Consider the following 6,191-nt stretch of genomic DNA (forward strand, 5'->3'; position numbering starts at 1 on the left):
TCAAATTTACCTTTGATGAAATATCCTTGCTGACGTGTGATTGGTTTGTGGACTTGATTGACTACTGCCGTTTTCCCTATTCCGGAAAATCCTGCTACTAGCATCATTTCCGATGTGCCCTTGGTGATGCGTTCAAAAGCTGCTAGCAAGGTAGCAATTTCTGATTCTCGTCCGTAGAGTTTTTCGGGGATGAGGAAGCGATCGCTCACATCTCGTTCTCCTAATTCAAATTGAGCAATTTCCCCTCTACTTTCCCATTGTTCCAGACATTTTTCTAAATCGTATTTCAAACCCAATGCACTTTGATAACGCTCTTCTGCATTTTTCGCGATCAATTTCATCACAATTTCAATTACCATCTGGGGTATTTGTGTTCCACTTTCCACACTACTCCCTATTCTTGGCATTTTCGCAAGATGACAATGTACTAACTCCATTGCATCATCGGTGGTAAAGGGTAATTCACCTGTGAGGAGTTCAAATAATGTCACACCCAATGAATAAAAGTCGGTACGATAATCAATACCTCGGTTCATCCGTCCTGTTTGTTCTGGGGAGATGTAGGCGAGAGTTCCTTCCAGCACATTAGGGTTAGTCAGTTCAATTTGTTCTTTGGGCAGCAAACTAGCGATGCTAAAATCAATCAGTTGAATTTGTTTAGTTTCTGCATGAATTAGGATATTGGCGGGTTTAATATCTTTGTGAATGATACGCTCTTGGTTGAGATAATGGAGACATTCAGCTAGTTGAATGGCAATTTTGAGAAATTCACTGAGGTTTTGCTCAGATTCAGGTGCCATAATTTTCACCCCACCATACCAATAATCCCGGAGGGCAATGGCTCCATTATCGGGCATCACTAAGGAATAACCATTACCGTAACGTTCTAGGGAAAGAGGTTGGACAATAGTAGGGTGTTGTAAATTGTGAGTTAGTACATATTGGTTGTGAAATTGTAGGAGTTCATTAAATTTGGGGGATTTATTGCGCAATACTTTGATAATAACAGGTTGGTTATTTTTATTGCGCGTCCCTCGATAAACTGCAGTTCTTGTCCCTTGGTAGAGGATTTCGGTTATGTGGTAGCTACTCAGAGTAATCATAATGGGTGTTTATATATAATAAGTATTATACTAAATTTGTCTTTAGTTGCCTATAATATAAGTTTGATAGATAATCTTTGCTACAAATTAACTCAGGCGTTGGTGAACCGAGCTATGAAATCTAAACTGTTATAAGAAACCGGGTTTGTTGGAGACAAATTTCACTATTTATCAGCATCTAATACAAAGCCGGTTTCTAGAATGCCAGAAAAATCATAGCCACGCATCACCAACACCCAAATTAACTCAAAATACACCCAGGATAATTTCTACATATAAGCCTGAAGTTCATCTCGTAAAGCATTCTCAACCCGCTCATATTCTGCCTTAACCTGAGATAAAATCACATCTGTGCCTTCCGTAGCTCCCCCACGTCCAATAGATTCTAATTCCTTGCAAAGCTGAGATAGGTTTGTGGCACCGACAGAAGCACTACTAGACTTCATGGTGTGAGCAGATTTTTGTAGCAATTCTGCCTGCTCTTTTTCAATTGCTTGAGTAATTTCATTTAAAAGTTTGGGTGTATCTTCCAGATAGCAATTAATTATTTCCACGACCATTTCGGGGTCGTATCCTGCCATTTCCTTCAACTCCTCCAATACTGCTTTATCAATCACTATTTCTGATTCTGGCGCAGGTGCTTTTTCCTGCTTGACTATTGTTTCTGTTGCTGAGAGACCACATTTACTTAAAGCCGTACTCAATGCTTCTCGGCGAACTGGTTTAGCAATATAGTCATCCATACCAGCATTTAGACATTTTTCACGATCGCCTTGCATAGCATTAGCAGTCATAGCAACAATACAGGGGCGTTCATCTTTTGCCCATTCAGCACAGATTTGGCGTGTAGCAGTCAAACCATCCATTTCTGGCATTTGTACATCCATCAATACCACATCATAAGACTGACGATGTAAGGCAGCTAATACCTCTAAACCATTTGCTGCAATATCAGCTCGATATCCTAAATTTTTCAGAATATTAATTGCGACTTTTTGGTTAACGACATTATCTTCAGCTAAGAGAATTTTCAAAGGTAATGTTTCTGCTAGCTTGATATTTGATTCAATTTTTAATTTTTGCGCACTATCAACTATATTTCCTTTAAATATTCCTACTAACACTTTCTCAATTTGAGATTGTTTAATTGGCTTATTTAGATAAGTAGTAGCATTTATATTAGCCTTGGTATTTGATAATTCTTGAGCTAAAGAACTCAGAAAAACTATGGGTAAATCCTGACAACTGCCAAGTTTACGAATTTCCCTAGCTAGAGTTATGCCATCCATTCCAGGCATTTGTACATCTAAAATAGCAACATCAAATTTATCCCCTGACTGTAGTACATTTATTGCTTCTTCCCCACTAGCTATAGCTTGAGACCTCATACCCAGGGATTCTGATTGAAGTGTCAGCACTTCCCTATTCGTAGCATTGTCATCAACGATTAACAAATGTTTATTTTCTAATAATTTTTCAGTTCCATTCTCCTGCTCAAGACATGAACTACTAGGAACAGCAGGAGATACTATCGTAAAGAAAAAAGTGGAACCAACTCCTAGTTCACTCTCTACCCACATTGTTCCTCCCATAATTTCAGTTAACCGCTTGCTGATAGCTAATCCCAATCCCGTACCACCGTAGTAACGAGTTGTAGAAGCATCAACTTGACTAAAAGGCTTAAATAGACGATTTCGGCGATCGCGTGGAATACCAATACCAGTATCTTTAACTGCGAATTGTATTGTGTAGAAAATAGGACAGGGAGTATTTGGTTGAGTACATTCTGTTTGATTGGGAATGGGGCAATGCCGATTTTCAGAAGAGTTTAAGTCTAGGTTTTGAGGTGAAGCGGTGACAGATACAACTACTTCCCCAGTCTCTGTAAACTTAACCCCATTGCTGAGAAGATTAACTAACACTTGGCGTAAGCGAGTTATATCTCCGACTATAACTTCAGGAGTTTGTCGATCTATTAGATAAGCTAGCTCTAACTTTTTCTCTGTTGCCCTTGGCGCTAATAAATCTAGACATTCTTCTATGCAGGTTCGGAGATTAAAGGGTTGTTCCTCTAACTCTAATTTGTCAGACTCAATTTTTGAGAAGTCAAGAATATCATTAATTAAGATCAACAAAGCATCCCCACTGTTGCGGATAACTTCTACAAAATCTAGCTGTTGTGGGTTAAGTGATGTATCTAAGAGTAAACCCGTCATCCCAATAACTGCATTCATGGGAGTACGAATTTCGTGGCTCATTGTTGCGAGGAATTCACTCTTAGACCGGTTGGCAATTTCTGCTTCTTCTTTAGCAATTCTCAATTCATCTTCTGCTTGTTTCTTTCCTGTAATGTCCGTTATTGTGCCAACAAGGCGAGAGGGTTTATTTTGCTTGTCACGAATACATTTACCTTTAGCAAATATCCATACATAATGTCTATCCTGATGTTTAATCCGATGGGTATTCTCATAAAGCTCTGTTTTTCCTTCTAAATGTGCTTGTATGTCTTTGAGCGCTACTTCTAAATCATCTGGATGTACATTATCTGCCCAAGTAGAATATATATGAGGAAGTGGGTTGTCTTCGTAACCCAGAATTCTCATCCATGTGGGTGAGTAATAAACTTCATTTGTGTGTATATTCCAATCCCAGATACCATCGTTTGTACCTGATACCGCAAGTTCATAGCGTTCTTCGCGATCGCTTAAAATGGATTCTATCCGACGACGCTGGATAATTTCTGCACTTAAAGCTTCATTTTTTTTGTTGAGTTCCTCAGTTCTTTCTGCAACTCGTTTTTCTAAGGTTGCATTTGTGTGGTTGATTTCTATAAATTTTTCCTGTAGTGCTACTGCCATTAACTGAAAGTTGACAGTAAGGGTATTAATCTCTGCAATTCTACTCTGTGGCAAATCTGTAGGAACTGATTCTGACACAAGTTTTTGAGGTAAGTCTGTAGTTACCTGTGCCAGTTTTAACATCGGTGCTACTAATCTTTTGCTAAGTAAGATTGATGTGATTAATCCTAAGATTGCTATTACTTGCATTGTAGCTAGATTTTTAATGTAGCTCCTATCTAAATACTCAATATAGGGTGCTGTTGCTTGCTTGATATATAAAGACCAGGAAATATCAGGACTAATTTTGACCTTGACTCCATAGAATGATTGTTTCCACCGTTTCATTTTTGGCATTCCTGGTGTTTTTGGTTGCCACTTAAAAATATCTCCATTGTAGTAGATATTTCCTGTTTCCTGTAAGTCTAATTTTTCTTGAATAGTTACTCCGGAACGACTATCCGCAATTATATAGTTGTCACCATCCACAAGTATTGCTTCTATTCCTTCTGTTCCATTTACTTGGGTATTTAGTTTCAGAAATTTACTAACTTGACTTAAGTCTAGAGAACCATAAGCAATTCCTGCAAACTGATTATTTCTGACTACTGGTATTGCGATACCAACATGGGGTGTAATAGAAGCTTTATCTCTATGAACATCTGTAATTTCTGGTTCTAGTTTTTTTGCTATCTCCTTGAGATTATATTTATCAGATATGTTTAAGTTAAACATTGATTCTCCAACTTCATTAAATTCTGGTTGAGTAGCAATTATGTCACCACTAACATCAGTGACATAAATTTTCAGAAAAGAGGGGAATGTTTTTTGAATTACTGATATACTTTTTTGTAAACTATCTCTTTCCGAATCTGGTGTTTGAGTTCCTATTTTTGCTAATTCTGCTATAGCATTGAGATGTTGTTGATACCAATATTTTAAGTTATTTGCTAGAGGTGCTTTTGCAACATTGAGTTCTTTTTGAATATCGTTTTCAATAGTATCCAGTATATGTTGACCATTAAATATGGTGAGTATTAAAGCTGGAAATAAAATAAATGCCATTAACAAATTAAAGATAGTTTGTTGAAATGAAGAGTATTTTTTTTCTCTGGGAAAACCAGCTAATTTATGTATTGGTAAATAAGTGATAATTAAGTTAGCAATTAAGGCATTAAAGAAGCCATTAACTGATTGCTTCAAGATGAGTAACAGGGTTTGTGTTTGACTGAAATCTAACACAAATCTATAAAATAATACCACTAAAGGCATCCCCAGAACAATCCAGTATATTCCATCTAGCAATACCATATTTTTATAACCCCGCCGATTTAACATTACTCCGACAAACATTACTTCTAGAGTAAAAATAATAATTGCATAAGGATGATTCCATAAAAAGTATGTGTGGGTACTAGCAATCAAGGCAGCTAAAGTACCCCATTTAGTTCCATAGAAATAAACTACTATTAAGCTTGCTATACTACCGAAAAGAAAATCTACCCCAAAAAACAAATGTATTTTGAAGTAGTTACCTAAGTAACCTATTATGATTAACAAAATTGGTATTAATATAAATTTGGGATTAGTAATTTTTGCGGATTTGTTGTTTTTGTGGAAAAAGTTCATGTTTTTCACCTGTTGTTTTTAAGATATAAAAAATTATCCAATTAATTTTTATTAATTTCAATCAAGAATAATCATTAACTATGTAAAAGCTTGGATATAAATATTATATTATATCAGGACTTAGATCATCTTCGGTTGAATGGGTTTGGAGACCAAACCCCTACGAATCTTTATTTTTCAGTAAGATATCTAATATCATGTCCGCTAGCATCGGTATTGTATAGCAAAGGTTAGGGAACACTTAACTGGGAACAGCGGTGCGACCCCGCGTCGGCGACAGACGCAAACGCCAGTTCCTTCAAGTCGGGAGACTCGCCCAACGGACTGGCTTGGGAATGCGCACCAAGAGAGGGAACAGGTAGGAAAGCTTAATATCAAGAAAAAAACTTAAATTTCCTGTAGATATTTATGCTTGGGTTTACACAAACGATATAAACGGACATGATATAATACAAACCAGGTTTCTACAGTTGAAAAATCATAGCCATTTTCCCCTACTCCCTACTCCCTACTCCCTACTCCCTACTCCCTATTCCCTAATGGTAAGATATCTAATACAAACCCGGTTTCTAGAAGAGCTATGAAATAATCGCTCTGGTGTTCTAAGAAACCGGGTTTGTTG

At 37.1% G+C, this 6,191-nt stretch carries 2 protein-coding genes; both read right to left on the reverse strand.

Going from position 1 to position 6,191, the window contains the following annotated elements; genetic code table 11:
• The coding region (locus tag ACP6PK_RS08105; RefSeq protein ID WP_426559174.1) for a protein kinase domain-containing protein at positions 1 to 1,103 on the reverse strand (1,103 nt) is incomplete at its 3' end.
• A gap of 269 nt (positions 1,104 to 1,372) precedes the next feature.
• On the reverse strand, positions 1,373 to 5,500 hold the full coding sequence (locus ACP6PK_RS08110) for a response regulator (RefSeq protein WP_168186470.1): 4,128 nt from the start codon (positions 5,498 to 5,500) through the stop codon (positions 1,373 to 1,375).
• Positions 5,501 to 6,191 lie beyond the last annotated feature (691 nt).

Source organism: Dapis hubbardiae BLCC-M172 (assembly GCF_050016015.1).
In the GTDB taxonomy this organism is placed as follows: domain Bacteria; phylum Cyanobacteriota; class Cyanobacteriia; order Cyanobacteriales; family Microcoleaceae; genus Trichodesmium.